Annotated in this window: 19 protein-coding genes and 1 tRNA gene; 14 read left to right on the forward strand and 6 right to left on the reverse strand. The window is 74.0% G+C overall.

Annotated elements, in window-relative coordinates:
- Nucleotides 1–18: 18 nt before the first annotated feature.
- Both dnaG and ACPFP2_RS05350 read left to right on the forward strand, forming a co-directional pair.
- On the forward strand, nt 19–1896 hold the full coding sequence (gene dnaG, locus ACPFP2_RS05345; protein WP_424086673.1) for a DNA primase: 1878 nt from the start codon (nt 19–21) through the stop codon (nt 1894–1896).
- Nucleotides 1896–2432 carry a hypothetical protein gene (locus tag ACPFP2_RS05350; RefSeq protein ID WP_424086675.1) on the forward strand — a complete coding sequence of 179 codons (537 nt, stop codon included), beginning with the start codon at nt 1896–1898 and terminating at the stop codon, nt 2430–2432. Before dnaG ends, ACPFP2_RS05350 begins: the two co-directional genes overlap by 1 nt.
- A 6-nt stretch (nt 2433–2438) precedes the next feature.
- Here ACPFP2_RS05350 and ACPFP2_RS05355 read toward each other — a convergent pair whose 3' ends face one another.
- From ACPFP2_RS05355 to ACPFP2_RS05375, 5 genes are all read right to left on the reverse strand, one after another.
- Nucleotides 2439–3404, reverse strand: a complete 966-nt coding sequence (locus ACPFP2_RS05355) for a TAXI family TRAP transporter solute-binding subunit (RefSeq protein ID WP_424086677.1) — start codon at nt 3402–3404, stop codon at nt 2439–2441.
- The gene (locus ACPFP2_RS05360) at nt 3401–3793 is read right to left on the reverse strand and encodes a roadblock/LC7 domain-containing protein (protein ID WP_424086680.1); all 393 of its coding nucleotides are present in this window, start codon (nt 3791–3793) and stop codon (nt 3401–3403) included. The genes ACPFP2_RS05355 and ACPFP2_RS05360 overlap by 4 nt, the downstream gene beginning before the upstream one ends.
- The gene (locus ACPFP2_RS05365; protein ID WP_424086682.1) at nt 3790–6222 is read right to left on the reverse strand and encodes a nitrate- and nitrite sensing domain-containing protein; all 2433 of its coding nucleotides are present in this window, start codon (nt 6220–6222) and stop codon (nt 3790–3792) included. Before ACPFP2_RS05365 ends, ACPFP2_RS05360 begins: the two co-directional genes overlap by 4 nt.
- A gap of 65 nt (nt 6223–6287) precedes the next feature.
- Nucleotides 6288–7307 carry a TAXI family TRAP transporter solute-binding subunit gene (locus tag ACPFP2_RS05370; protein ID WP_424086684.1) on the reverse strand — a complete coding sequence of 340 codons (1020 nt, stop codon included), beginning with the start codon at nt 7305–7307 and terminating at the stop codon, nt 6288–6290.
- Nucleotides 7304–9424: a TRAP transporter permease gene (locus ACPFP2_RS05375; RefSeq protein ID WP_424086966.1), complete on the reverse strand. Its 2121-nt coding sequence runs from the start codon at nt 9422–9424 to the stop codon at nt 7304–7306. The genes ACPFP2_RS05370 and ACPFP2_RS05375 overlap by 4 nt, the downstream gene beginning before the upstream one ends.
- 454 nt (nt 9425–9878) lie before the next feature.
- Here ACPFP2_RS05375 and ACPFP2_RS05380 point away from each other — a divergent pair, with 454 nt between their 5' ends.
- From ACPFP2_RS05380 to ACPFP2_RS05420, 9 genes are all read left to right on the forward strand, one after another.
- Nucleotides 9879–10811, forward strand: a complete 933-nt coding sequence (locus ACPFP2_RS05380) for an ABC transporter ATP-binding protein (protein WP_424086686.1) — start codon at nt 9879–9881, stop codon at nt 10809–10811.
- Between the two features lie 63 nt (nt 10812–10874).
- Nucleotides 10875–11411: a hypothetical protein gene (locus tag ACPFP2_RS05385; RefSeq protein ID WP_424086688.1), complete on the forward strand. Its 537-nt coding sequence runs from the start codon at nt 10875–10877 to the stop codon at nt 11409–11411.
- Nucleotides 11412–11514: 103 nt separating this feature from the next.
- Nucleotides 11515–12300: an ABC transporter permease gene (locus ACPFP2_RS05390; protein WP_424086968.1), complete on the forward strand. Its 786-nt coding sequence runs from the start codon at nt 11515–11517 to the stop codon at nt 12298–12300.
- A 9-nt stretch (nt 12301–12309) separates the two neighbouring features.
- Nucleotides 12310–13119, forward strand: a complete 810-nt coding sequence (locus tag ACPFP2_RS05395; protein ID WP_424086690.1) for an ABC transporter permease — start codon at nt 12310–12312, stop codon at nt 13117–13119.
- A 64-nt stretch (nt 13120–13183) separates the two neighbouring features.
- Nucleotides 13184–14278 carry a YihY/virulence factor BrkB family protein gene (locus ACPFP2_RS05400; protein ID WP_424086692.1) on the forward strand — a complete coding sequence of 365 codons (1095 nt, stop codon included), beginning with the start codon at nt 13184–13186 and terminating at the stop codon, nt 14276–14278.
- Between the two features lie 193 nt (nt 14279–14471).
- Complete coding sequence (locus tag ACPFP2_RS05405) at nt 14472–15713, forward strand: sensor histidine kinase (RefSeq protein ID WP_424086694.1); 1242 nt, start codon at nt 14472–14474, stop codon at nt 15711–15713.
- Complete coding sequence (locus ACPFP2_RS05410; protein WP_424086696.1) at nt 15710–16390, forward strand: response regulator; 681 nt, start codon at nt 15710–15712, stop codon at nt 16388–16390. The genes ACPFP2_RS05405 and ACPFP2_RS05410 overlap by 4 nt, the downstream gene beginning before the upstream one ends.
- A 112-nt stretch (nt 16391–16502) precedes the next feature.
- Nucleotides 16503–17441, forward strand: coding sequence for an ATP-binding cassette domain-containing protein (locus ACPFP2_RS05415; protein ID WP_424086698.1), 939 nt, complete (start codon nt 16503–16505; stop codon nt 17439–17441).
- A complete protein-coding gene (locus ACPFP2_RS05420; protein WP_424086700.1) occupies nt 17438–18265 on the forward strand; it encodes an ABC transporter permease subunit in 828 nt (275 codons plus the stop codon). The genes ACPFP2_RS05415 and ACPFP2_RS05420 overlap by 4 nt, the downstream gene beginning before the upstream one ends.
- Before the next feature lie 55 nt (nt 18266–18320).
- On the opposite strand, the gene ACPFP2_RS05425 is transcribed toward ACPFP2_RS05420, so the two are convergent.
- Entirely contained in the window at nt 18321–18713 is a 393-nt protein-coding gene (locus ACPFP2_RS05425) for a hypothetical protein (protein WP_363915107.1), read from the reverse strand.
- A gap of 309 nt (nt 18714–19022) precedes the next feature.
- Here ACPFP2_RS05425 and ACPFP2_RS05430 point away from each other — a divergent pair.
- The 3 genes from ACPFP2_RS05430 (at nt 19023) to ACPFP2_RS05440 (ending at nt 22765) form a co-directional block, all read left to right on the forward strand.
- Nucleotides 19023–19095 (forward strand) — tRNA-Asn (locus tag ACPFP2_RS05430).
- Nucleotides 19096–19407: 312 nt separating this feature from the next.
- The gene (locus tag ACPFP2_RS05435; RefSeq protein WP_424086702.1) at nt 19408–21534 is read left to right on the forward strand and encodes an MMPL family transporter; all 2127 of its coding nucleotides are present in this window, start codon (nt 19408–19410) and stop codon (nt 21532–21534) included.
- Complete coding sequence (locus ACPFP2_RS05440; protein WP_424086704.1) at nt 21524–22765, forward strand: FAD-dependent oxidoreductase; 1242 nt, start codon at nt 21524–21526, stop codon at nt 22763–22765. Before ACPFP2_RS05435 ends, ACPFP2_RS05440 begins: the two co-directional genes overlap by 11 nt.
- The last annotated feature ends 32 nt before the right edge of the window (nt 22766–22797 follow it).

Raw genomic sequence — 22797 nt, forward strand, 5'->3', positions numbered from 1 at the left:
CCGAGGGGGTGGCACTGAATGGCTGGGCGGATCCGGGACGAGGACATCGCGCTGGTCCGGGAGCGCACCTCCATCGCCGAGGTCATCTCGGACACGGTGACCCTCCGGTCGGCCGGCGGCGGCAACCTCAAGGGGCTCTGCCCGTTCCACGACGAGAAGAGCCCGTCGTTCAACGTCTCGCCCGCGCGCAACGTCTTCTACTGCTTCGGCTGCGGGGTCGGCGGCGACGCGATCAAGTTCCTGATGGACGCCGAGCACCTCAGTTTCGTCGAGTCCGTCGAGCGGCTCGCCGCCCGGGCCGGCCTCCAGTTGCGCTACGTGGAGGGCGACCAGGCCGCCCCGCGCAGCCGTCCGCAGCAGGGGCAGAAGCAGCGGCTGGTGGCCGCGCACGCCGCCGCGGTGGAGTTCTACCAGGCCCAGCTCACCACGGCCGGCGCGCGACCGGCCCGGGAGTTCCTGGCCCAGCGCGGCTTCGACCGGGCCGCCGCCGAACGTTACGGCTGCGGCTTCGCCCCCGAGGCCTGGGACCTGCTCACCAAGCACCTGCGCCAGCAGGGGTTCAGCCATGACGAGCTGGTCACGGCGGGGCTGTCCCGTCCGGCCCGCTCGGGGTCGCTGATCGACCGGTTCCGCCGCCGACTGCTCTGGCCGATCCGCGACCTGGCCGGCGACGTGATCGGCTTCGGCGCCCGCAAGCTCTTCGACGACGACGACGGCCCGAAGTACCTCAACACCCCCGAGACGCCGATCTACAAGAAGTCGCACGTGCTCTACGGCATCGACCAGGCCAAGCGGGAGATCGCCAAGCAGGGCAAGGTGGTCGTCGTCGAGGGCTACACCGACGTGATGGCCTGCCACCTGGCCGGTGTGCCGACCGCGGTCGCCACCTGCGGCACCGCCTTCGGCGCCGACCACATCGGCGTGCTGCGCCGGCTCCTGCTGGACACCGACGCGGTGGCCGGCGAGATCATCTTCACCTTCGACGGGGACGCCGCCGGTCAGAAGGCGGCGCTGCGCGCGTTCGAGGACGACCAGCGCTTCGTGGGCCGTACCTTCATCGCGGTCAGCCCCGACAACATGGACCCGTGCGAGCTGCGCCTGGCCAAGGGCGACCTCGCGGTCCGCGACCTGGTCGCCCGCCGCGAGCCGCTGGTGGACTTCGCGCTGCGCCACGTGATCAGCCGGTACGACCTCGACACGGTCGACGGCCGGGTGGAGGCGATGCGCCGCGCCGCCCCCCTGGTCGCCAAGATCAAGGACCGGGAGAAGCGCCCGGAGTACGTGCGCAAGCTCGCCGGCGACCTCGGCATGGAGATCGAGCCGGTGCAGCGGGCGGTGCTCGCCGCCGGCAACGCCCCGACCGGTGACCGGGACGCCACCGCGCCGACCCGGTCCCGCGCCGCCGCGCCCGAGCCGGCCGTGGACAGCCCGCAGTCGATGGTCGAGCGGGAGGCGCTGAAGCTCGCCCTCCAGGAGCCGGTGCTGGCCGGGCCGATGTTCGACGCCGTCGAGGCGCCGGAGTACCGGCATCCGGTGCACCAGGCGGTGCGGTCGGCGATCGCGGCGGCCGGCGGGGCATCGGCGGCGGCCGGCGGCGCGGTGTGGATCGAGTCGGTCCGCGACGCCTGCGAGGACCTGGCCGCCCGGGCGGTCGTCGGCGAACTGGCCGTGGAGCCGCTGCGCATCGCCGGCGAGCCCGACCCGCGATACGTGTCGGTGACCATGGCCCGGCTCCAGTGGGGCTCGGTCACCGCCCGGATCCGGGACCTCAAATCCAAGATCCAGCGGATCAACCCGGTGAACAACAAGGACGAGTACTTCGCCCTCTTCGGGGAACTGCTCTCGCTGGAGCAGCACGCGCGGGCGCTGCGCGAGCAGGCCGCGGGAGGACTGTGATGGGACTGTTCAGCCGCAAGCCGAAGCTGCCGCCCGCCGTCCGGCCCCCGCTCGCCGCCGACGAGCGGGTGCTGGCCTGGGCCACCGCCGGCAACGGCGAGGGCGACGGAGTGCTGGTCGCCAGTAACCTCGGGCTCTGGCTGCCCGGCCGGGGGCACCGGCTGGGCTGGCACGACATCCTCAAGGCGGTCTGGTCCGGTCGCGAGCTGACCGTCACCCCGGCCGAGCCGCTGACCGAGCGGGACGGCTACCAGGTGGTCGCCGACTGTCCCGCCGAGACGTACCTGCTGCTCGACCCGGGCGACCTGCCGCACCAGGTGCGGGCCCGGGTCACCCGTTCGGTGGCGTACACCGCGCACCACCCGGTGCCCGGCGGCGCCGGCCGGATCGCGGCCCGGCGGGTGGCCGGTGTGGACGGACTGGCCTGGACGGTCCGGTTCGACCCCGGCACCCCGGCCGACGACGACGCGGTGCTGGCCGAGACCGACCGGCTGGTCGCCGACGCCCGGGTCGCCACCGCCCCGGCGGACGTCTGACCCGCGTCAGCCGCCCTGGTAGAAGCGGGCCGCGCCCGGGTGCAGCGGGATCGGATCGGTGCCGGCGGCGCTCTGCCGGGTGAAGTTGCCCGCCTCCGGGTGCACCCTGATCAGGTCACCCTGGTACGTGAAGAGCAGCCGGGTCAGGTCGTACGCGAGCTGGTCCGGCATGTCCGCGCCGACCAGCATCATGTTCGCCACCGTCACGGTGGGGGTGCCGCTGGGGGTGCGGTAGACGTCCTTCGGCAGCTCAGCGGTGGTGTACACCGAACCGTACTTGGCGTTGAGCGGCTCGATCAGGTCGGCGATCGGCAGCAGCTCGAACTTGCCCGGGGCGCTGGAGAGCAGGTCGGCGATGCCCGGGGTGGGCAGGCCACCGGAGAAGAACATCGCGTCGAGGCCGCCCGCCCGCATCCGCTTGACGGTCTCCGGCAGGGACAGGGTGAACCGACGGACGTCCCGGTCCGGGTCCATCCCGCCGGCGGTCAGCAGCCGCCCGGCGATGATGTCCGTGCCGGACTTCGGCGAACCGGTGGACACCCGCTTGCCGCGCAACCCCGCGAAGTCCTTGATCTTCGCGTCGGTCCGGACGATCACGTGGGTGTAGTTGCTGTAGACCCGGGCCAGCGCCCGGACCGGCTGGGGCTGGTTGAAGGCGCCCCGCCCGGCGACCGCGTCGGCGGCGGTGTCGGCGAGGCTGAAGGCGATCTCCATGTCCCCGCCGGCCAACCGGTTGATGTTCTCCACCGAGGCGCCGGTCGGCTCGGCCCGCGCCTCGTACCCGGGCAGGTGCCGGCTGATCACGTCGGCGTAGCCGCCGCCGAGCTGGTAGTACACGCCGGTGGTGTTGCCGGTGGCCAGGAAGATCCGCCCGTCGTGCCAGGCGTCCGGCGCGGGCTCGGCCTGCCCGCAGCCGGCGGCGAGCACGGTGACCAGCAGCGCGGCCAGCCACCGCAGCGACCGGCGGATCATCCCCGGACCGCCGGTTCCAGCGCCTCGGCCACCCGCTGCACCAACGTCGCCGTCTCGAAGCCGACCTGACCGAGGTCGCAGCCCGGCGCGGCGAGCACCCCGAGCAGCGCCCGCTCGCCGACCGCCATCACCAGCATCACGCCGCCGTCCATGTCGACGATCTGCTGCCGTACGCGCCCGGCCGACATCAGCCGCGCCGCGCCGACGGTGAGGCTGGCCAACCCGCTGATCACGGCGGCGAGCTGGTCCACCTGATCGGGCGCGAGGTGGGGCGAGGCGGCCAGCCGCAGCCCGTCCTCGGAGACGGCCACGGCGTGGGAGACGTCCGGCACCTGCTCGGCGAAGTTCGCCAGGAGCCAGTCGAGGCCCGGGCTCACGGGTGAGGTCATTGCTGTCTCCCAATCGGTCCGTTGTGCTGGTTGCGTCGCATCGCGCTGGCCACGCCCTCGGCGAGGGCGGAGAGGCGGGCCCGCACCACCTCCGGGTCCAGCGGGTCGTCCGCCCTCCGGGGCGGCGGGACGTGGTGCAGCCCGGTGGGCATCGCGCCGCCCCGGGTACGGCGGGGCAGGCCCGTCCCGGTCGCCACCGGGCCACCGGCGAGGGGACGGGAGGGGCCGGGCGGGGGCGAGGCGGCGGCCCGGGCGGCCGGCGGCCGGCTCGGTGCGGCGCCCCGGCCGCCGGGGGTGATCACCGGCAGCGAGACCGTGGGCGCGTGGTGCGCGCCGACCGGTTCGGCGAGGGCGTGGCCGTGGTACGGCGTCTCGGGCGGCCGTGCCCCGGACATCCCGGACGGCACCGCGGTCGCGGTGGCCGGCGTGCCGGCCCGGGGCCGGAACCAGGCGGCCGACGAGGAGGGCTGGCGGCTCGGAGCGGGACGGCGGGAAACCGCGTCGAGCCGGGTCAGCGCGCTCTCCGGCACCTCGACCTGGGCGATCGTGCCATGGCCGGTGTTGTGCAGCTGGACCCGGATCCCGTGCCGGGCCGCCAGGTGGGCCACCACGTGCAGGCCCATGCTGCCGGCCGCGGCGCTGGAGAGCACGGCCGGGGCGAGCAGCCGCTCGTTGATCTCGGCGAGCCGGTTGTCGCTGATGCCGATGCCCTGGTCGTGCACGCGCAGGGTGAGCCCGTCGACGGTACGGCGGCCGTCCACGTGCACCGGGGCGTGCGGCGGGGAGTAGTTGGTGGCGTTCTCCAGCAGCTCGGCGAGGAGATGGACCAGGTAACCCACCGCGGAACCGTGCACGGCGGCGGGCGGCACGTCGATCTCGACCCGGGTGTAGTCCTCGATCTCCGAGGCGGCGGCGCGGACCACGTCGGCCAGCAGGTGGTCGCCCTCGTGCGCGCGGCCGGGCTCGCCACCGGCGAGGACCAGCAGGTTCTCCCCGTTGCGGCGCATCCGGGCGGCGAGGTGGTCGAGGGCGAACAGCCGGGCCAGCGCGTCCGGGTCGGTCTCCTCGCGTTCGAACTCGTCGAGCAGCCGGAGCTGCCGGGTGATCAGCGTCCGGATCCGCCGGGCCAGCGCCTCGGCCATCCGGGTCACGTCCAGCCGCAGTTCGGCCTGTTCACCGGCGAGCCGCAGGGCCGCCCGGTTCACCGTGTCGAACGCCTCGGCCACCTGGGCGACCTCGTCGCGTCCCTGCCGGATGCCGGCGGTGAGCCGGGTGGCGGCGCCCTCGGCGGGCGTGCCGTCGCCGGACGCGATAGCGGTGATCCGCTCGGGCAGCTCGGTGTGGGCCATGGTCAGCGCGGCGATCCGCAACCGGCGCAGCCGGCGGCTGGTGCGCACCGCCAGCAGCGCGGCGGCGAGCAGCGCGGCGGCGGCCACGGCGGTGGTCGCGCCGCCGGTGACCAGGGCCCGCCGCCGGGCCTCCCCGGCCAGGGTGGCGGCCTGCCGGTCCAGGTCCTCGGAGAGTTCCCGGCCGAGCAGGTTGTACCGGCGGATCAGTCCGCTCTGCGCCACGAACCAGGCGTCGCCGTCGACCTTCAGCGCGGACGGGAGGGTCTCGCCGTTGACGGCGCTGTCGCGCATCCGCTGGGCGGTCGACACGTCCGAGCCGGAGACCAGCCGGGCGTACGCGGCCTGTGCCTCGTCGTCGGCGATCCGGGAGAACTCGGCCTGGCGCTGCTCCTGCGCGCCCCGTAGCTGGCCGAGCCGGACCAGCTCGCCCGGCGCCAGTTCGCTGCGGACGAAGACCGCCCGGATCAGGTCGCGTTCCAGCGAGGCCAGGTGCTCCTGGGCGGCGACCGCCGCCACCTCCCGGGCCGCGTTGGCCAGGTCGGTGTCGCGCAGCTGGGCCGGCAGGGCGTCGGCGACGGAGAGCAGGGAGTCGACCAGCGCCACGTAGGTCGAGTCGACCGCCTCGGACTCGGTCGCCGCGCGGCGGGCCGGATCGAGGCGGTAGAGGTGGTCGTCGGCGGCGTCGAGCGCGCCACCGAGGTCCGGGGCGGCGCGGCGGGCCTCCCGGCTGGCCGAACGGTACCGCTCGACGGCGGTGTCCACCCGCCGCCGCTGCGCGTCGACGAGGGGGCGGCCGCTGGTGCCGCCGCGCTGGCGCAGGGCGGCCGTCTCGCCGAGTTCCCGTTCGAGTTCGTGCACCAGGCGCACGGTGGCGGTGGCGGTGCCGGCGAGGACCCGGGCGCGGTCGGCGTCGGTGGAGGCGTCCAGCGCGGTGCCGGTCTGGGTGGCGCCGAGCACCACCAGGCCGAGGGTGGCCACCAGGATGGGCGCGAGGAGTTGGGTGCGGACCGACCAGAGTTGGTCGGTGTGGCCGCTGGGCCGGTTGTGCCGGCGTACGCGGGCGGGGCGGGGGAGCGGCACGGGGTCTCCCGGTGGTGGTCGGGGGCGCCGGGTCCGGGCGGTGGGGCCGGACCCGGCGCCGTGGGTCAGCTCGCGCCGAGGTCCTGCAGGGCCTTGGCCGCGCCGCGGTGCATCGGAACGGGGTCGGTCTTGCGGGCGTTGTTCAGGTCGATGCCCTTGGCCGCCGGGTTGGCCTGGGCCAGGGCGTCCTTCTTCTCGAAGACCGTGCGGGTGATCGCGCAGGCGACGTTGGCGTCGAGGTCCTTGCGGACCAGCAGCACGTTCGGCACCACGATGGTCGGGGTGTCCGCCGCGGTCCGGTAGACGTCGGCCTTGATGGTGCCCGCCTGGTACGCCGGGTTGAGTTCGGTCATCTTCGGCAGCAGCGGGGTGATGTCGATGAACTTCACCTTGTCGCCGGCGGTGGTGAAGAGGTCGGTCACGCCGCCGGTGGGTACGCCGCCGGACCAGAAGAACCCGTCGACGCTGCCGTCCTTGACCCCCTCGACGGTCTTGGTCAGGTCGAGGCGCTGCGCCTGGATGTCCTTGGCCGGGTCCAGGCCGGCGGCGGTGAGCAGGCGGTTGGCGATGACCTCGGTGCCGGACTTCGGGGAGCCGGTGGAGATCTTCTTGCCCTTCATGTCGGCGACCGAGTTGATGCCGGAGTCGGCCCGGACGACCACCTGCGTGTAGTTGTCGTAGATCCGGGCCAGCGCCTCGACCGGCTGCGGCGAGGTGAAGGTGCCCTTGCCCTGAACCGCGTTGACGGCGGTGTCGAAGAGGGAGAAGGCGACGTCGTACTGGCCGGCGACGAGCTGCTCGATGTTCTGCACGGAGGCGCCGGTCTCGGCGGCGGTGCCGGTGAGCTTGCCGTCGGTGCTGGCGGCGAGCTGTCCGGCGAGGGCGTTGCCGACCACGTAGTAGACACCGGTGGCGTTGCCGGTGGCGATGCCGACCCGGGTGCTGTCGGTGACCTTGCAGGTGACCTCGCTGGCCGCGTCGTCCTTCGCCGCGCCGTCCTGACGGCCCCCGCAACCGGCGGCCCCCGCCGCGACGAGGGCGAGCGCCCCCACTCCGGCGGCGATCCGCACGTTGATCCGTCTCACTGAATGTCCTCCCCAGGGTGTCCGGATGGAACTGGCCGCGGCGCGCCGGTCCGGCCGGCGGCGCCGCGTCGTACGAGCGCACCGGTCACCATCAGGGCGGCCAGGACCGCGCCGACCGTGACGGGCACGGGTTCGAGCCAGAGCAGCGTCAGCCCGGCGAGCGCGCCGACGAGCCGCTCCGGCGTGCCGGCCGGGCCGACGCCGGGCAGCCAGCCGCCCGCCGCCACGGCCAGCACGGCCACGCTGAGCGCGCAGACCACCCCGGCGACCGCGATCCGTTCCGGCCCGCCGATGCCGAGCAGCCCGAGCCCGGTCGGGGTGATCACGAAGGCGAGCGGGATGAGGTAGGCCGGCAGGGCGTACCGCAGGGTCTGCCACATGGTCGGCACCAGCCGCCCGCCGGTGACCGCGGCGGCGGCCACCGCGGCGAGCGCGGTCGGCGGGGAGACCTCGGACAGCACCGCGAAGTAGAAGACGAACATGGCCGCGGCGGGCGCGGCGACGCCGAGGTCGAGCAGGGCCGGCCCGATGATCACCCAGCCGATGACGAAGGAGGCGGTGACCGGCACCGCCAGCCCCAGCAGGGTGAGTGCGACGGCGGCGAGCAGCGCGGTCAGCGCCAGCACCACGGCCGGGTCGGAGCTGACCGCCTGCGCCCCGCTGATCAGCAGCGCCGCCGCCTGCGGGCCGAGACCGGTCTTGGTGGTGGTGGCGGTGATGATGCCGGCGGCGGCGCAGACCGCGCTGACCGCCAGCACTCCGCGCACCCCGGAGCTGAGCGCCTGGACCAGCCGGGCCGGGGTGAGCCGGCGCCGGCGGTCCAGGAAGGAGAGCGCGGCGGCCAGGACGGTGGCGCCGACGACGGCCTTCGTCGCGGAGAGGCCGAGGGCGAGCAGCCCGGTGATCACCAGCAGGGAGAGGAAGTGGTAGCCGAACCGGCCGAGCAACCGCCACGGGGAGGTGGTGTCGATGACCACCGGCCGGACCCCGGAGCGCCGGGCGTCGATCTCCACCGCGAGCAGGATGCCGAGGTAGTAGAGGACCGTCGGGACGGTCGCCCAGCCGAGCACCTGCAGGTACGACACGCCCAGGTACTCGGCGATGATGAAGGCGGCCGCGCCGAGGGTGGGCGGGGAGAGGATCGCCCCGACGCCGGCGGCGGCGAGCATCCCGCCGGCGCGTTCGGCCGGGTAGCCGGCCTTGCGCAGGACGGGCCAGGTGACCGCGCCGATGCTGACCGTCGTCGCGGCGCCCGAGCCGGAGACGGTGCCGAGCAGGAAGCCGGAGGCGACGGCGGTGCGCCCGGCGGCGGTGCGGGAGCGGCGGAAGGCGGCGGCGGAGAGTTCCACGAAGAACCGGCCGGCGCCGGAGAGGTCGAGCACCGCGCCGTAGATGGTGAAGAGCACGATGTACGAGGCCGCGACGTCGAGCGGGGTGCCGTAGAAGCCGCTGTCGGAGTTGTAGAACGCGTCGACCAGTTGGCCGAAGTCGAGCCCGGCGTGGGCCACCGGGAGGGACTGCGGGAGCAGCCCGCCGTAGTAGCCGTAGCCGAGGAAGAGCAGGCAGACCGCCGGCAGGATCCAGCCCGTGGTGCGCCGGCACGCCTCCAGCAGCAGGAGCAGCAGCACGGTGCCCATCGCGACGTCGAGCGGCGTCAGCAGGCCCTGCCGGTCCAGGAAGGCGTCGTACCCGCCACCGGCGCCCCCGATCGTGACCGGCAGCACCGGGTAGAGGCAGCTGAGCAGCGCCGCGCCGGCCAGCACCCAGTCCGGCGCGGTGGGGCGGGTCCGGTCCGCGCCGGGCGTCGCGTCCGGCTGCTGCCCGCCGGTGCGTCGCCACGGCAGCGGCAGGTCCGCCGGGTACGCCAGGAAGACCATGGGCAGCACACCGGCCAGGAAAATGATCAGGTAGTACTTGCTGCCCTGCGAGAGCGGGGCGAAGACCTGCGCGAGCGCGAGCAGCGCGACCGCCACGGTGGCGCCGGTGAGCAGTAGTCCGATCGGGCCGGTGAGGGTGCGTCCCGGTTTCTCGTCCTCGAATTGCGCGGCGAGTTCCCGCGGATCCGCGGCCGCCGGCCGGGCCGGGTCGAGCGGCGCGTCCTCGGCGGGCAGCGGCACGTGGGCGTCGTCCACCGTGGCGCCCGTACCGCCGGGGCCGGGCTGCGGCGACTGCGGGATGGGACCGTCGGAGGAACGTACGGATGACACGAGGGGGGACGATACGCGAATGGCGTACACCATGGAACATTGCCGAATGTGATTGCAGTCGGTAATGGAAGAGGCTTGTCAATTACTCTGAGAGAGCACATTAGAGTAGGGCTTCAGTAAGTTAGTGGTCAGTAATGGTTGACAATGAGGGAGACTTCCGCGGCGACCGAAAAGGATCTGTCCACTTTGGTCGGTTTCGCCCCTGGATGGGAGCGGGACCATCCCGTTGGGGCACCGATGTCTCAATTGCGTCACAACGGACACGGTGCGTAGTGGTCGCTACCGTCCGTGTCGGCCTCCGTGCCCCTTGTCGCGGATGTCGAAATGCCTCGTCGTTGTCGCAGGCCCCCGGTACGGTCGGCCGGTGACCAGTGCGGCACCACTCATCCGGGCCCGGGGGCTGGTGAAGCGGTTCGGCGACTTCACCGCCGTCGACGGCATCGACGTGGAGGTACGCCCCGGCGAAGCCTTCGGCTTCCTCGGTCCCAACGGCGCCGGCAAGTCCTCCACCATGCGCATGATCGGGTGCATCTCGCCGCCCAGCGGCGGGGAGCTGCGCATCCTCGGCATGGACCCGGTCCGCGACGGCCCCGCCATCCGGTCCCGCCTCGGCGTCTGCCCCCAACTGGACAACCTCGACCCCGAGCTGACCGTCCGGGAGAACCTCACCACCTACGCCCGCTACTTCGGCGTGCCGCGCTCCACGGCCCGTCGCCGCGCCGCCGAGCTGCTCGACTTCGTGCAACTCGCCGAGCGCGCCGACAGCCGGGTCGAGCCGCTCTCCGGCGGGATGAAGCGCCGGCTGACCATCGCCCGCGCATTGGTCAACGAGCCGGAGATCGTGCTGCTCGACGAGCCGACCACCGGGCTCGACCCGCAGGCCCGGCACCTCGTCTGGGAGCGGCTGTTCCGGCTCAAGCAGGAGGGGGTCACCCTGGTGCTGACCACCCACTACATGGACGAGGCCGAGCAGCTCTGCGACCGGTTGGTGGTGATGGACGGCGGCCGGATCGTGGCCGAGGGCTCGCCGCGCGCCCTGATCGAGCAGCACTCCACCCGCGAGGTGCTGGAACTGCGCTTCGCGGCCGAGTCGCAGGAGACGTTCGCCGGCAAGCTCGACGGCCTCGGGGAGCGGGTGGAGGTGCTGCCCGACCGGGTCCTGCTCTACGTCGGTGACGGGGACGCGGCGCTGGCGCAGGTGGAGGCACGCGGCCTGACGCCGGCCGCCGTGCTGATCCGGCGCAGCAGCCTGGAGGACGTCTTCCTGCACCTCACCGGCCGCACCCTGGTCGACTGACCGCGCCCGGCGCGGGGCGGCGTAGCATCGGCGTCCGCAACGGGGGAGGGGTCGACTGTGGATGTGCGATCACGGCGTCAGGCGGGTCTGACGGCGCTCGTTCTGGGGGTCTTCGCGACGATCTGGTTCAGCGTGCCGGCGGCCGAGGAGCCGCTGCGGACCCTGCTCGTGGTCGCCAGCGGCGCGGCGTTGCTGACCGCCCTCGGCGGCGCGGCCGTCGTGCTGCGGACCGGCCGCGCGGCGGCGGCCCTGCCCCGGGACCACCGCGCCGACCGGCGGTACGGGATCATCGTCGCCGCCGAGTTCGCCGTGGCGGCGCTCGGCGCGCTGCTGCTCTCCGCCGCCGGACGGGGCGAGTTCGTCCCGGTGCTGATCTGCGCGGTGGTCGGCGTGCACTTCGTGCCGCTCGCCCCCGTGCTGCGCGACCGGCTGCTGGTGCCGCTCGCGGTGGCGATGTGCCTGGTGGCCCTGACCGGGCTGGTGGTCGCGCTCGCCTCGTCGACCTCGGCGGGGTTGGTCGTCGGCACCGGCGCGGGGTTGGTGCTGTGGGGGTACGCGCTGCTCGCGCTGCTGCGCGTCGCCCGCGCCGCCGACCGGTGAATCGGCGCGACACCTCGACCCGCCGGCCGTAGGGTGGGTCCGGCCTGTCGTACCCCCGGGGTAGGAAGGCCGGGTGGTGGACGGCGGCGGGGCGGGGGTCGAGGTGAGCGTGGCGCAGCGGTCGCGGCCGGCGGTGCCCGCGCTGGCGGTGCTCGCGCACTACCTGACCGGCTACCGCCGCACCTGGCGCGCCGGGGTCTTCTCGTCCTTCCTGTTGCCGACGCTCACCGTGGTCGGCTTCGGCCTGGGCGTCGGCGCGTACGTCGACCGGGGCGTCGACGGGGTGCCCTATCTCGACTGGATCGTGCCCGGGCTGCTCGCCTCCACCGCCGTGCAGGTGGCCATCGGCGAGTCGACCTGGCCGGTGTTCAGCAACTTCCAGTGGACCAGGACGTACTTCGCGCAGAGTTCGGCGCCGCTGCGCGTCGGCGACATCGTCGCCGGGCACCTGGGCTTCGTGCTGTTCCGGGTGCTCACCGCCGGCGCCGCGTTCCTGCTGGTGACGGCACTGTTCGGGGCGCTGGCCTCACCCTGGGCGGTGCTCACCCTGCCGGTGGTGGCGCTGCTCTGCCTGGCGGTGGCCGCGCCCGCGTTCGCGTACGCCGCCGTCGTGTCGAGCGACAGTTGGCTGGCCATGCTGTTCCGCTTCGCGATCATCCCGATGACGCTCTTCGCGGGGGTCTTCTTCCCGGTCGAGTCACTGCCCGACGGGCTGCGCCCGCTGGCGTACGCCACGCCGCTCTGGCACGCGGTGGACCTGTGCCGGGCGGCGACGCTGGGCGTGCCCCCGCAGTCCTCCGCCGTCGGCCACCTGCTCTACCTCGCCGCCTGGGCGGCGGTCGGCTGGGCGCTGGCCGTGCGCCTCTTCCGCCGCCGGCTCGTGGTCTAGGAGCCGCACATGGTCACTCTCGTCCTGCCCCGGTTGCTCGACACCTCCGGCACGGCCCGCCGCTCCGCCTCGATGGTGGAGCGCAACGTGGCCGCGCTCAAGTCGGTCTACTGGCTGCTGCTCATCTCCGGGTTCGTCGAGCCGGTGCTCTACCTGCTCTCGATCGGCGTCGGGGTGGGTCGGCTGATCGACGGCTTCACCCTGCCCGACGGTCGGGTGGTGGAGTACGCCGTGTTCGTCGCCCCGGCCATGCTCGCCGCGTCCGCGATGACCGGCGCGCTGGCCGAGACCACCTTCAACTTCTTCGGCAAGTTCAAGTACCAGAAGCTCTACGACGGGATCATCGCCACGCCGGTGCGCCCGTTCGAGATCGCGCTGGGGGAGTTGTCCTGGGCGATGGTGCGCGGCTCGGCGTACTCGGCGGCCTTCCTCGCGGTGATGGTGGCGATGGACCTGACCACCGCCGGGCGGGCGCTGCTGGCCTTCCCTGCGGCGGTGCTGACCGGCTTCGCCTTCGGCTCCGCCGGCATGGCGCTCTCCACCTTCATGCGCAGCTGGCAGGACTTCGACCTGATGGGCTCGGCGCAGTTCGTCCTCTTCCTCTTCAGCGGCACCTTCGTCCCCGCCGAGGCGTACCCTGCGGCGCTGCGCTGGCTGGTCGAGGTGACCCCGCTCTACCGTTCCGTGCACCTGCTGCGCGACGTCTGCGTCGGCGGGGGCGGCTGGTGGTGGCTGGCCGACGTGTTCTACCTGCTGGGGCTGACCGCGCTCGGGCTGGCGGTGGCGTCCCGGCGGATGGTGGGCCTGCTCTACAGATGAGGGGTTAACGCCCGGCCCGGTCGGGGCATGTCGAGGGGACACCGCCGATCACGAGGAGGGGCGCATGGCCTCCGACGAGACATCCGCCCGCAGCGGGCGCGACCGCGACAACCCGGGCACCGTGTCCGACCGGCCCCGGCCGGGCGACCGGGCCGAGGCCGGGCGGTCGGACCGGGACGTACGCCGCCGGCCGGTCGGCCCCGACGACGGCCCGGACAGCCCGAGCGAGCTTCCCGGCTCCGGCTGGACGGCGGCGTTGAAGCGCACGGTCAAGGAGTTCCAGGACGACAGCCTGACCGACTGGGCCGCCGCGCTGACCTACTACGGGGTGCTCTCCATCTTCCCCGGCCTGCTGGTGCTGATCTCGCTGCTCGGCCTGCTCGGCGAGCGGGCCACCACCGGTGTCAAGGACACCGTCGGCCAGGCGGTCCCGGAGGAGAACATCCGCCGGATCATCGAGGGGGCGATCGACCAGGCGGGCGCCTCCGGCGGACTGGCCAGCATCGCGGCGATCATCGGTCTGCTCGCCGCCTTCTGGTCCGCGTCCGGCTACATCGCGGCCTTCATGCGCGCCTCGAACACGATCTACGACGTGCCGGAGGGCCGGCCGATCTGGAAGACCCTGCCGATCCGGCTCGGGGTGACCGCCGTGATCGGTGTGATGCTGCTGGCCTGCGCGGTGATCGTGGTCTTCACCGGCGGTTTCGCCGAGCAGGTGGGCAGCGCGATCGGGGTCGGCTCGACCGCGGTGACGGTGTGGAACATCGCCAAGTGGCCGGTGCTGCTGCTCCTGGTCAGCCTGATGTTCGCGATCCTCTACTGGGCCTCGCCGAACGCCCGCCACGGCGGCTTCCGCTGGGTGAGCCCGGGCGGCATCCTGGCCGTGGTGATCTGGCTGGTCATCTCCGGCCTCTTCGCGCTGTACGTCAGCAACTTCGGGTCCTACAACAAGACCTACGGCGCCCTGGCCGGCGTGATCATCTTCCTGATCTGGCTCTGGCTGAGCAACATCGCCATCCTGCTCGGCGCCGAGTTCGACGCGGAGCTGGAGCGCGGCCGGGCGATCTCCGCCGGCCACTCCCCGGAGGAGGAGCCGTACGTCGAGCTGCGCGACGACCGCAAGCTCAAGAAGAAGCGCAACGCCGCGGGCAGGCGCTGACCCTCCCGCTCCCGTACCGCCCCGCCGCTCTCCTCGCGGCGGGGCGGACGGGTGTCCGGGCCCGCCACCGCGCCGCCCCGGACCGCCGGGCCATCGGCCGCGCCGGCTCTCGGGCGGCGGTGACCGGACGGCCGGGCGACGGCCCGGCGATGCGCCCGGCCGGTCGTCCGGCGGCTGCCGTACGTTGGGCCGCATGGGACGCCTCGCACAGTGCCGTCGGGTCGCGCGGGCGCACCCGGTGGTGGCCGACGCGGTGCTCGCCGTCGTGCTGTTCGTGACGAGCCTGCTGCCGCTGAGCCCGCCCGGCGGGCCGCCCCGGGCACCGCTCACGGCCGGCGCGGTGCTGCTCGCCGCCGTCGGCTGCGGGGCGTTGACGCTGCGCCGGCGCCACCCGCTGCCGGTGCTCGCCGTGGCCACCGTCGCCGTGGTGCTGGCGCAGCTCACCGGTTTGGCGCGGGGACCCTTCGTGCTGGTCGTGGCGATCGCCGCGTACACCGTCGCCACCCGGACCGACCGGCGGACCGCCGCTGCGGCCGGCGCGGCCAGCGCGCTGGCGGTCGGGGTCGCGGCCGTGGTCACCCTCGGCGTGCCCTGGCTCGACCCGGCCGTGGTGGTGCTGCTGCTCTGGTTCGGCGTCGCGGTGGCCTTCGGCGACGCGGTGCGCAGCCGGCGGGCGTACGTGGCGGTGCTGGAGGAGCGGGCCCGGCGCGCCGAGCAGACCCGGGAGGAGGAGGCGTTGCGCCGGGTCGCCGAGGAACGCCTGCGCATCGCCCGGGAGCTGCACGACGTGGTCGCCCACCACATCGCGCTGATCAACGTGCAGGCCGGGGTGGCCGGGCACCTGCTGCGCGGGCAGCCCGACGCGGCCGAGGAGGCGCTCGGGCACGTCCGCGCCGCCGGCCGGACCGTCCTCGACGAGCTGGCCACCCTGCTCGGCGTGCTGCGCGGCACGGAGGAGTCCGACGCGCCGACCGAACCCGCCCCGAGCCTCAACCGGCTCGACGCGCTGGTGGAGGGATTCAGCTCCGGGCAGCCGGTGCGCTGGACCGTCGCCGGCCAACCCCGGCCGCTGCCCACGGCGGTGGACGTCGCGGCGTACCGGATCATCCAGGAGTCGCTGACCAACGCGCACCGGCACGCGCCGGGCGCGGCCGTCGCGGTCCGCCTGCGCTACGACCCCGACGGCGTCACCATCGAGGTACGCGACGACGGCACGCCCGAGCCGGCGGAGGCGGACGGCGACGTCGTCCCGGACGGCCACACCGGGCCCGGCACCGCCCCGGCCACCGGCGCCCGACCCGGCGCCGGCCTCGGCCTGCTCGGGATGCGCGAGCGTGCCGAGACGGTCGGCGGCACCTTCGCCGCCGGCCCGCGTCCCGGTGGGGGCTGGCTGGTCCGCGCCGAGCTGCCCGCCCCCGAGGAGGAGGCCGAGTGACGATCCGGGTGCTGCTCGCCGACGACCAGAAACTGCTGCGGGCCGGGTTCCGGGTGCTCATCGACTCCGCCGCCGACCTGACGGTCGTCGGTGAGGCGGCCACCGGCCGGGAGACCGTCGAGATGGCCCGCGCCACCCGCGCCGACGTGGTGCTGATGGACGTGCGGATGCCCGAGATGGACGGGCTGGCCGCCACCGCCGCGATCACCGCCGACGAGGACCTGGCCGGGGTGCGGGTGCTGATCCTGACCACCTTCGAGGTCGACGAGTACGTCTTCCAGGCGCTGCGCGCCGGAGCCAGCGGCTTCCTCGGCAAGGGGGTGGAGCCGGCCGAGCTGCTCGACGCCATCCGTACCGTCGCCGCCGGCGACGCCCTGCTGTCCCCGAAGGCCACCCGTGGACTGATCGCCCGGTTCCTGGCCCAGCCGGAGCCGGAGCCGCAGACCGGCCCCGAGCGGCTGCGGGTGCTCACCGAGCGGGAGCGGGAGGTGGTCACGCTGGTGGCGGCGGGACTGTCCAACGAGCAGATCGCCGATCGGCTGGTGGTCTCCCCGCTGACCGCCAAGACCCACGTCAACCGGGCGATGATGAAGCTGGGCGCCCGGGACCGGGCCCAACTCGTCGTCGTCGCGTACCAGAGCGGGCTGGTCCGGGTCGCGCCGCCGCCGGCGCGCTGAGCACACCTGTGGGCGCGGTAGCCGCGCCACCCGGATACCGCGCCCGCGGTACGCGCGATTGTCTGCGTCCGGCCGACGCCACGGCCCGGGTACGCGGGCGACCGTTGGTCGCATGATCGAAGCGACCGACCTGAGCAAGCGCTACGGCGACAAGACGGCCGTGGACTCGCTGACCTTCCGGGTGCAGCCCGGGATCGTGACCGGCTTCCTGGGCCCCAACGGCGCCGGCAAGTCCACCACGATGCGGATGATCCTCGGCCTGGACGCCCCGAGCGCCGGCACGGTGACCGTCGACGGCCGCCGGTACGCCGCGCACCCCGCGCCGTTGCGGGAGATCGGCGCGCTGCTGGAGGCGAAGGCCGTGCACCCCGGCCGGTCGGCCCGCGACCACCTGCTCGCCCTGGCCGCCACCACCGGCATCGGCCGCCGGCGGGTCGACGAGGTGATCGACCTGGTCGGCCTGCACGAGGTGGCCGGCAAGCGGGCCGGCGGCTTCTCCCTCGGCATGGGGCAGCGGCTCGGCATCGCCGCCGCGCTGCTCGGCGACCCGCAGGTGGTGATGCTCGACGAGCCGGTCAACGGCCTCGACCCGGACGGCATCCGGTGGATCCGGGGGCTGCTCAAGGGCCTGGCCGTCGAGGGACGGACGGTCTTCGTCTCCTCGCACCTGATGAGCGAGATGGCGCAGACCGCCGAGCACCTGATCGTGGTCGGCCGGGGGCGGCTGATCGCCGACCTCTCCCTCGCCGAGTTCACCCGGCAGGCGTCCCGGACCACCGTACGGGTCCGTTCCCCGCAGGCGACCGCCCTGCGGGAGCTGCTCCTCGGGCCGGACGTGACGGTGACCGCCGACGAGCCGGGGCTGCTGGAGGTGACCGGGCTCAGCCGCGAGCAGATCGGCGACCGGGCCGCCGCGGCGGGTCTCACCCTGCACGAGCTGACCGCCACCGAGGCATCCCTGGAGGAGGCGTTCATGACCATGACCCGCGACGCCGTCGAGTACCACGGCGAGGCCGTCCGGCCGGTCGCCACCGGAAGGAGCATCCGATGACCACCGCCGCCCCCACCCGCGTTCCCGTCCCCGCCGACGCCCGCGTCACCTGGTGGCGGGTGGTCCGCTCCGAGTGGATCAAGTTCCGTACGCTGCGGTCGTCCCTGCTGCTGCTGGCCGCCACGGTGGTCGTCTTCGCCGCGCTCGGCCTCGGGTTCTCCGCCTTCCTGTCGGACGCGACGATCGAGCCCGGTACGCCGGCCCCGCCGGGCGGTCCGTCCTCGCTGGATCCGCTCGGCGCCAGCCTCGGCGGGGTGAACCTGGCCCAGCTGCTCGTCGGCACCCTCGGCGTGCTGCTGGTGGCGGGGGAGTACACCACCGGGACGATCCGCTCCTCGCTGGCGGCCGTGCCGAGGCGCTGGCCGGTGCTGGGCGCGAAGGTGGTGGTCCTCGCCGGGGTCTGCCTCGCGGTGCTGGTGCCGACCGTGCTGCTGACCTTCCTCGGTGGGCAGGGCGTCCTCGGCGACGAGGGCATCTCCCTCGGCGACGAGGGAGTGCTGCGGGCGGTACTCGGCACGGCGGTCCACCTGGCCGGGGTCGGCGTGCTCGGCATGGCGCTGGGCGCGCTGCTGCGCACCACCGCCGGTGCGCTGACCAGCCTGGTGGCGCTGCTGCTGGTGCTGCCCGGGGTGGTCTCGCTGCTGCCGGAGGCCTGGTCGGACGCGATCTCGCCGTACCTGCCGTCGAACGCCGGGCAGGCGTTCATGTCGATCTCGTCCGACCCGGAGCTGCTCTCGCCGGGGGCCGGCCTGGCGGTCTTCGTGGGCTGGCTGGTGGCGCTGCTCGGGGTCGCGGTCGTCCGGCTGCTGCGACGGGACGCCTGAGACACACGTCGGGCCGGTCGCCAGACGGCGACCGGCCCGAGCGGCGTACGGACGATCAGATGGTGCTGCCGTTGGTGCCCGAGCCGGGCGCCTTGGGCTTCGGGGTGCTGGCCGACGAGCTGCTGGAGCTGGCCGAGCCGGTGCTGCTGGTCTTGGCGCCGACGGTGGCCGGGGTGCCCGCGAACGCGTCGTCCGCCGCGGTCAGACCCGGCTTGCTGCCGTTGCTGCCCAGCTTCTCGCCCAGCTTGGACTGGCCGAGCTTGTCCTTGCCCTCCGAGTAGAGCCGGGTCGCCTGGGCCTGCGCGACACCCGCCGCCTCCTGGACGGTGGGGTGGTCGAGCACCTTGCGGCCCCGTACGACCAGCTCCTCGTACTTCTCCCGGCCGGCACGGGCGCCCAGGACGAAGCCCGCAGCCAGCCCGCCAAGAAACATGATCTTTCCGCGCATGGCGGCTCCTTCCGTACCTGACGCTCCGCCGTTCCCGTCCGGTGGTCCCGGACCGGTCCGACCTGTTCGCGCCTGCGTCCTCTGTCGGCAGCTAACTACCCATCCTGCTCCGCGCTCATACCTGGTTGTGCCGGGATGACGAATTGTCTGTATTATTCCGCACGGCGGCGGTGCGGCGGCGACGGTCCGTCGATCGTGGCGAACGGCGGAACGTCGTGGGGTAACCCCCTGGGCCGAACCCCCGGGGAGTCCTGTACTCTTGTGCCGTCGCCGAGCGCCGGAGAGATCCGCCAGCGAGGTGACAAGCGGTCCCCCGTAGCTCAATTGGCAGAGCAGCCGGCTGTTAACCGGCAGGTTTTTGGTTCGAGTCCAAACGGGGGAGCTCAGCTCCACACCACGCCCGTCGGCCCACGCCGGCGGGCGTTTTTCGTCTTCGGTGCCGCCCCCCCCCGGGCTGTCCGCGCCGCCCCTGGACGTTCCGCGCCGCCTCCGGGTGATCGTCTCGCCGGCCCCGGCGGTTCGGCCGAGGGGCGTCGGGATGCGGTGGCCCGACGCACCCGCACCCGCGCCGGCTCACCGCGGGTCCGGCGGACCGGGTGGTTTCCGCCCCGCCGGGCGTCCTCGGCCGGCAGGATGGGCGATGTCGACTTAACTCCCGCTGCGTCGATTGATGCGTCGATAGGGACGGGTGGAGATGGCCGGAGGACGGGGCCGCTGGACGGCCACGCTGATCGCGGTGGCGGTCGTGCTGGGCTGGCTGGTCGTCGGCGGGATCGCGGGGCCGTACTCCGGCAAGCTGGGCGAGGTCGCCACCAACGACAACGCCTCGTTCCTGCCCACCGACGCCGAGGCGACCCGGGCCCAGGACCTCGCCGCCGGCTTCGTCGAAGAGCCGACCATCCCCGCCCTGGTCGTCTACGAGCGCCCCACCGGCATCACCGAGGCCGACCGGCAACGGGCCGCCGCCGACGCCGCCCGGTTCGCCCGGGTCCCGGGAGTGGTCGGCCCGCTACCACCGCCGATCCCCAGCCAGGACGGCCAGGCACTGCAGGTGGTCGTACCGATCGACGACTCCGAGGGCGAACAGGTCAGCCGGGTGGTCGACGAACTGCGGGGCATCGCCGGCGACGACCGGGACGGGCTCACCGTCGACGTCGCCGGCCCGGCCGGGCTGCTCGCCGACCTGATCGAGGTGTTCACCGCGATCGACGGGCCGCTGCTGCTGGTCACCCTCGTCGTGGTGCTGGTCATCCTGCTCGTCGTCTACCGCAGCCCGGTGCTCTGGATCTTCCCGCTGCTCGCCGCGGGAACGTCGTACGCGCTGGCATCGGTCTTCGTGTACCAGCTCGCGCGCAACGACGTGATCAAGCTGAACGGGCAGGCGCAGGGCATCCTCACCGTGCTGGTCTTCGGCGCGGGCACCGACTACGCGCTGCTGCTGATCGCCCGGTACCGCGAGGAACTGCACCGGCACCAGCGCCCCTGGGACGCGATGCGGACCGCCTGGAAGGGCGCCGCCCCGGCGATCGTCGCCTCCGGGGCCACCGTCATCGTCAGCCTGCTCTGCCTGCTGCTGTCCAGCCTGAACTCCAACCGGGCGCTCGGCCCGGTCGCCGCCATCGGCATCGCCGCCACCCTGCTGGTCATGCTCACCTTCCTGCCGGCGCTGCTGGTGCTCGGTGGTCGGTGGGCGTTCTGGCCGCGCCGGCCCGAGGCCGACCGGGCCGACCCGCAGACCGAACACGGCATCTGGAGCCGGATCGCCCGCTTCGTCGCCCGCCGCGCCCGGCCGGTCTGGATCGTCACCACGGTGGCGCTGGCCCTGCTCACCGTCGGCGTCACCCAGCTCGGCGCCACCACCCTCGGCCAGTCCGACCTGTTCACCGAGCGCACCGACTCCGTCGCCGGGCAGGAGGTGATCGCCCGGCACTACCCGGCAGGCACCGGCAGCCCGGCCACCATCTTCACCCGGCAGGAGACCGCGCAGGAGGTGGCCCGGGTGGCGCAGGGCGTCCCCGGGGTCGCCGCCGTCCGTCCGGTCGGCCAGGGCGACCGGACCGGCCCGCCCGCCCCGGACGCGCCACCGAAGGTCGTCGACGGCCTGGTGCAACTGGAGGCGACCCTGGCCGACCCGCCGGACAGCGACGGCGCGGAGCGGACCATCCGGGACCTGCGCGAGGCGGTGCACCGGGTGCCCGGCTCCGACTCGGTCGTCGGCGGGTTCACCGCGATCAACGTGGACACCTCCGACGCGTCCACCCGGGACCGCAACGTGATCATCCCGGTGGTGCTGGTGGTGATCGCCGTCATCCTGGCCCTGCTGCTGCGCGCCCTGGTCGCCCCGGTGCTGCTCATCGCGACCGTGGTGCTGTCGTTCCTGGCCACGCTGGGGCTCTGCGCGCTGATCTTCCGATACCTCTTCGGCTTCCCCGGGGTCGACGCGTCCTTCCCGCTCTTCGCGTTCGTCTTCCTGGTCGCCCTCGGCATCGACTACAACATCTTCCTGATGAGCCGGGTCCGCGAGGAGACGGTCAAGCGGGGCACCCGGGCCGGGGTGCTGGCCGGACTCGCCGTCACCGGCGGCGTGATCACCTCCGCCGGGATCGTGCTCGCCGCGACCTTCTCCGCGCTCGCCGTACTGCCGCTGGTGGTGCTGGTGGAGCTCGGGGTGGCGGTGGCGGTCGGCGTACTGCTGGACACCATCGTGGTCCGCTCGCTGCTGGTGCCCGCGCTGGCGTACGACATCGGGCCGAAGGTCTGGTGGCCCAGCCGGCTGTCCCGCGCGGCCCGGACCCCGACGGAGGCCGGCGATGCTCGCTGAGACGGACGTCGTCATCGTCGGCGCCGGCCTCGCCGGGCTCGCCGCCGCCCGCCGGCTGCACCGCGCCGGCGTGCCCTGGCGGCTGTTGGAGGCGGGCGACCGGCTCGGTGGCCGGGTCGCCACCGACGCCGTCGACGGCTACCTGCTCGACCGTGGCTTCCAGGTGCTCAACACCGCCTACCCCAGGTTGGGCACCCTGCTCGACCTGGACACCCTCGACCTGGGCTGGTTCACCTCCGGGGTGCTGCTGCGCCGCGGCGACCGGCTCGACCGGCTGGTCAACCCGCTGCGCGAACCCGGCGGCGCGCCCGGCACCGCGCTGGCCGGCGTCGGCTCGCTGCTCGACCGGCTGCGCTTCGCCACCCTCGCCGCCGGCTGCGCCACCCTGCCGAAGACCCGGCTGCTCACCGCCCCGGAGACCACCAGCGAAGCCGCGTTGCGCCGGGCCGGGCTCTCCGACGCCATCATCGAGGAACTGCTGCGGCCGTTCCTCTCCGGCGTCCTCATCGACCGGGAGCTGGAGACCTCCAGCCACGTGCTGGCGATGATCCTGCGCTCCTTCGCGCGCGGCCGGATCGGTCTGCCGGCGCGGGGCATGGCCGCGCTGCCCGCCGCCGTCGCCGCCCCGCTGCCGGCCGAACTGATCGCCCTGGACACCCCCGTCGCCGAGGTCGCGCCCCGCCGGGTCCGCACCCAATCCGGTGACATCGCCTGCCGCGCCGTCGTGGTCGCCGTCGACCCGCCGGCGGCGGGCACCCTGCTGCCCACCCTGGCCCGGGTACGCATGCACCGCTACACCACCTACTACCACGCCGCGCCCGAGGCGCCGCTGGACGAGCCGATCCTGCTGCTCGACGGGGACCGCCGGGAACTCGTCGCCAACACCGTGGTCGTCAGCAACGCCGCACCCGGCTACGCGCCCGCCGGACGGCACCTCATCGCCACCTCGGTGGTCGGCATCTCGGCCCCGCCCGAGCCGGTGATCCGGCGTGAGCTGGACCGGCTCTACGGGCGCTCCACTGCGGACTGGGAGCACCTCAGCACCGTCGAGGTCCCCGACGCGCTGCCGGCCGCGCCTCCGCCGCAGGGGCGGCTGCGCAAGCCGGTGGCCCTCGGCGACGGCCTGTTCGTGGCCGGCGACCACCGGGACAGCCCGTCGATCCAGGGCGCGTTGGCCAGCGGCTGGCGTACGGCCGGCGCGGTCCTCGCGCAGTTGCGCGCGCCGGAGTGATCGCGGGGCGTCCCCGGCGGCTGCTGACTGTT

It is taken from the genome of Micromonospora citrea, from assembly GCF_049629545.1.
Classification (GTDB): Bacteria; Actinomycetota; Actinomycetes; order Mycobacteriales; family Micromonosporaceae; genus Micromonospora; species Micromonospora citrea_A.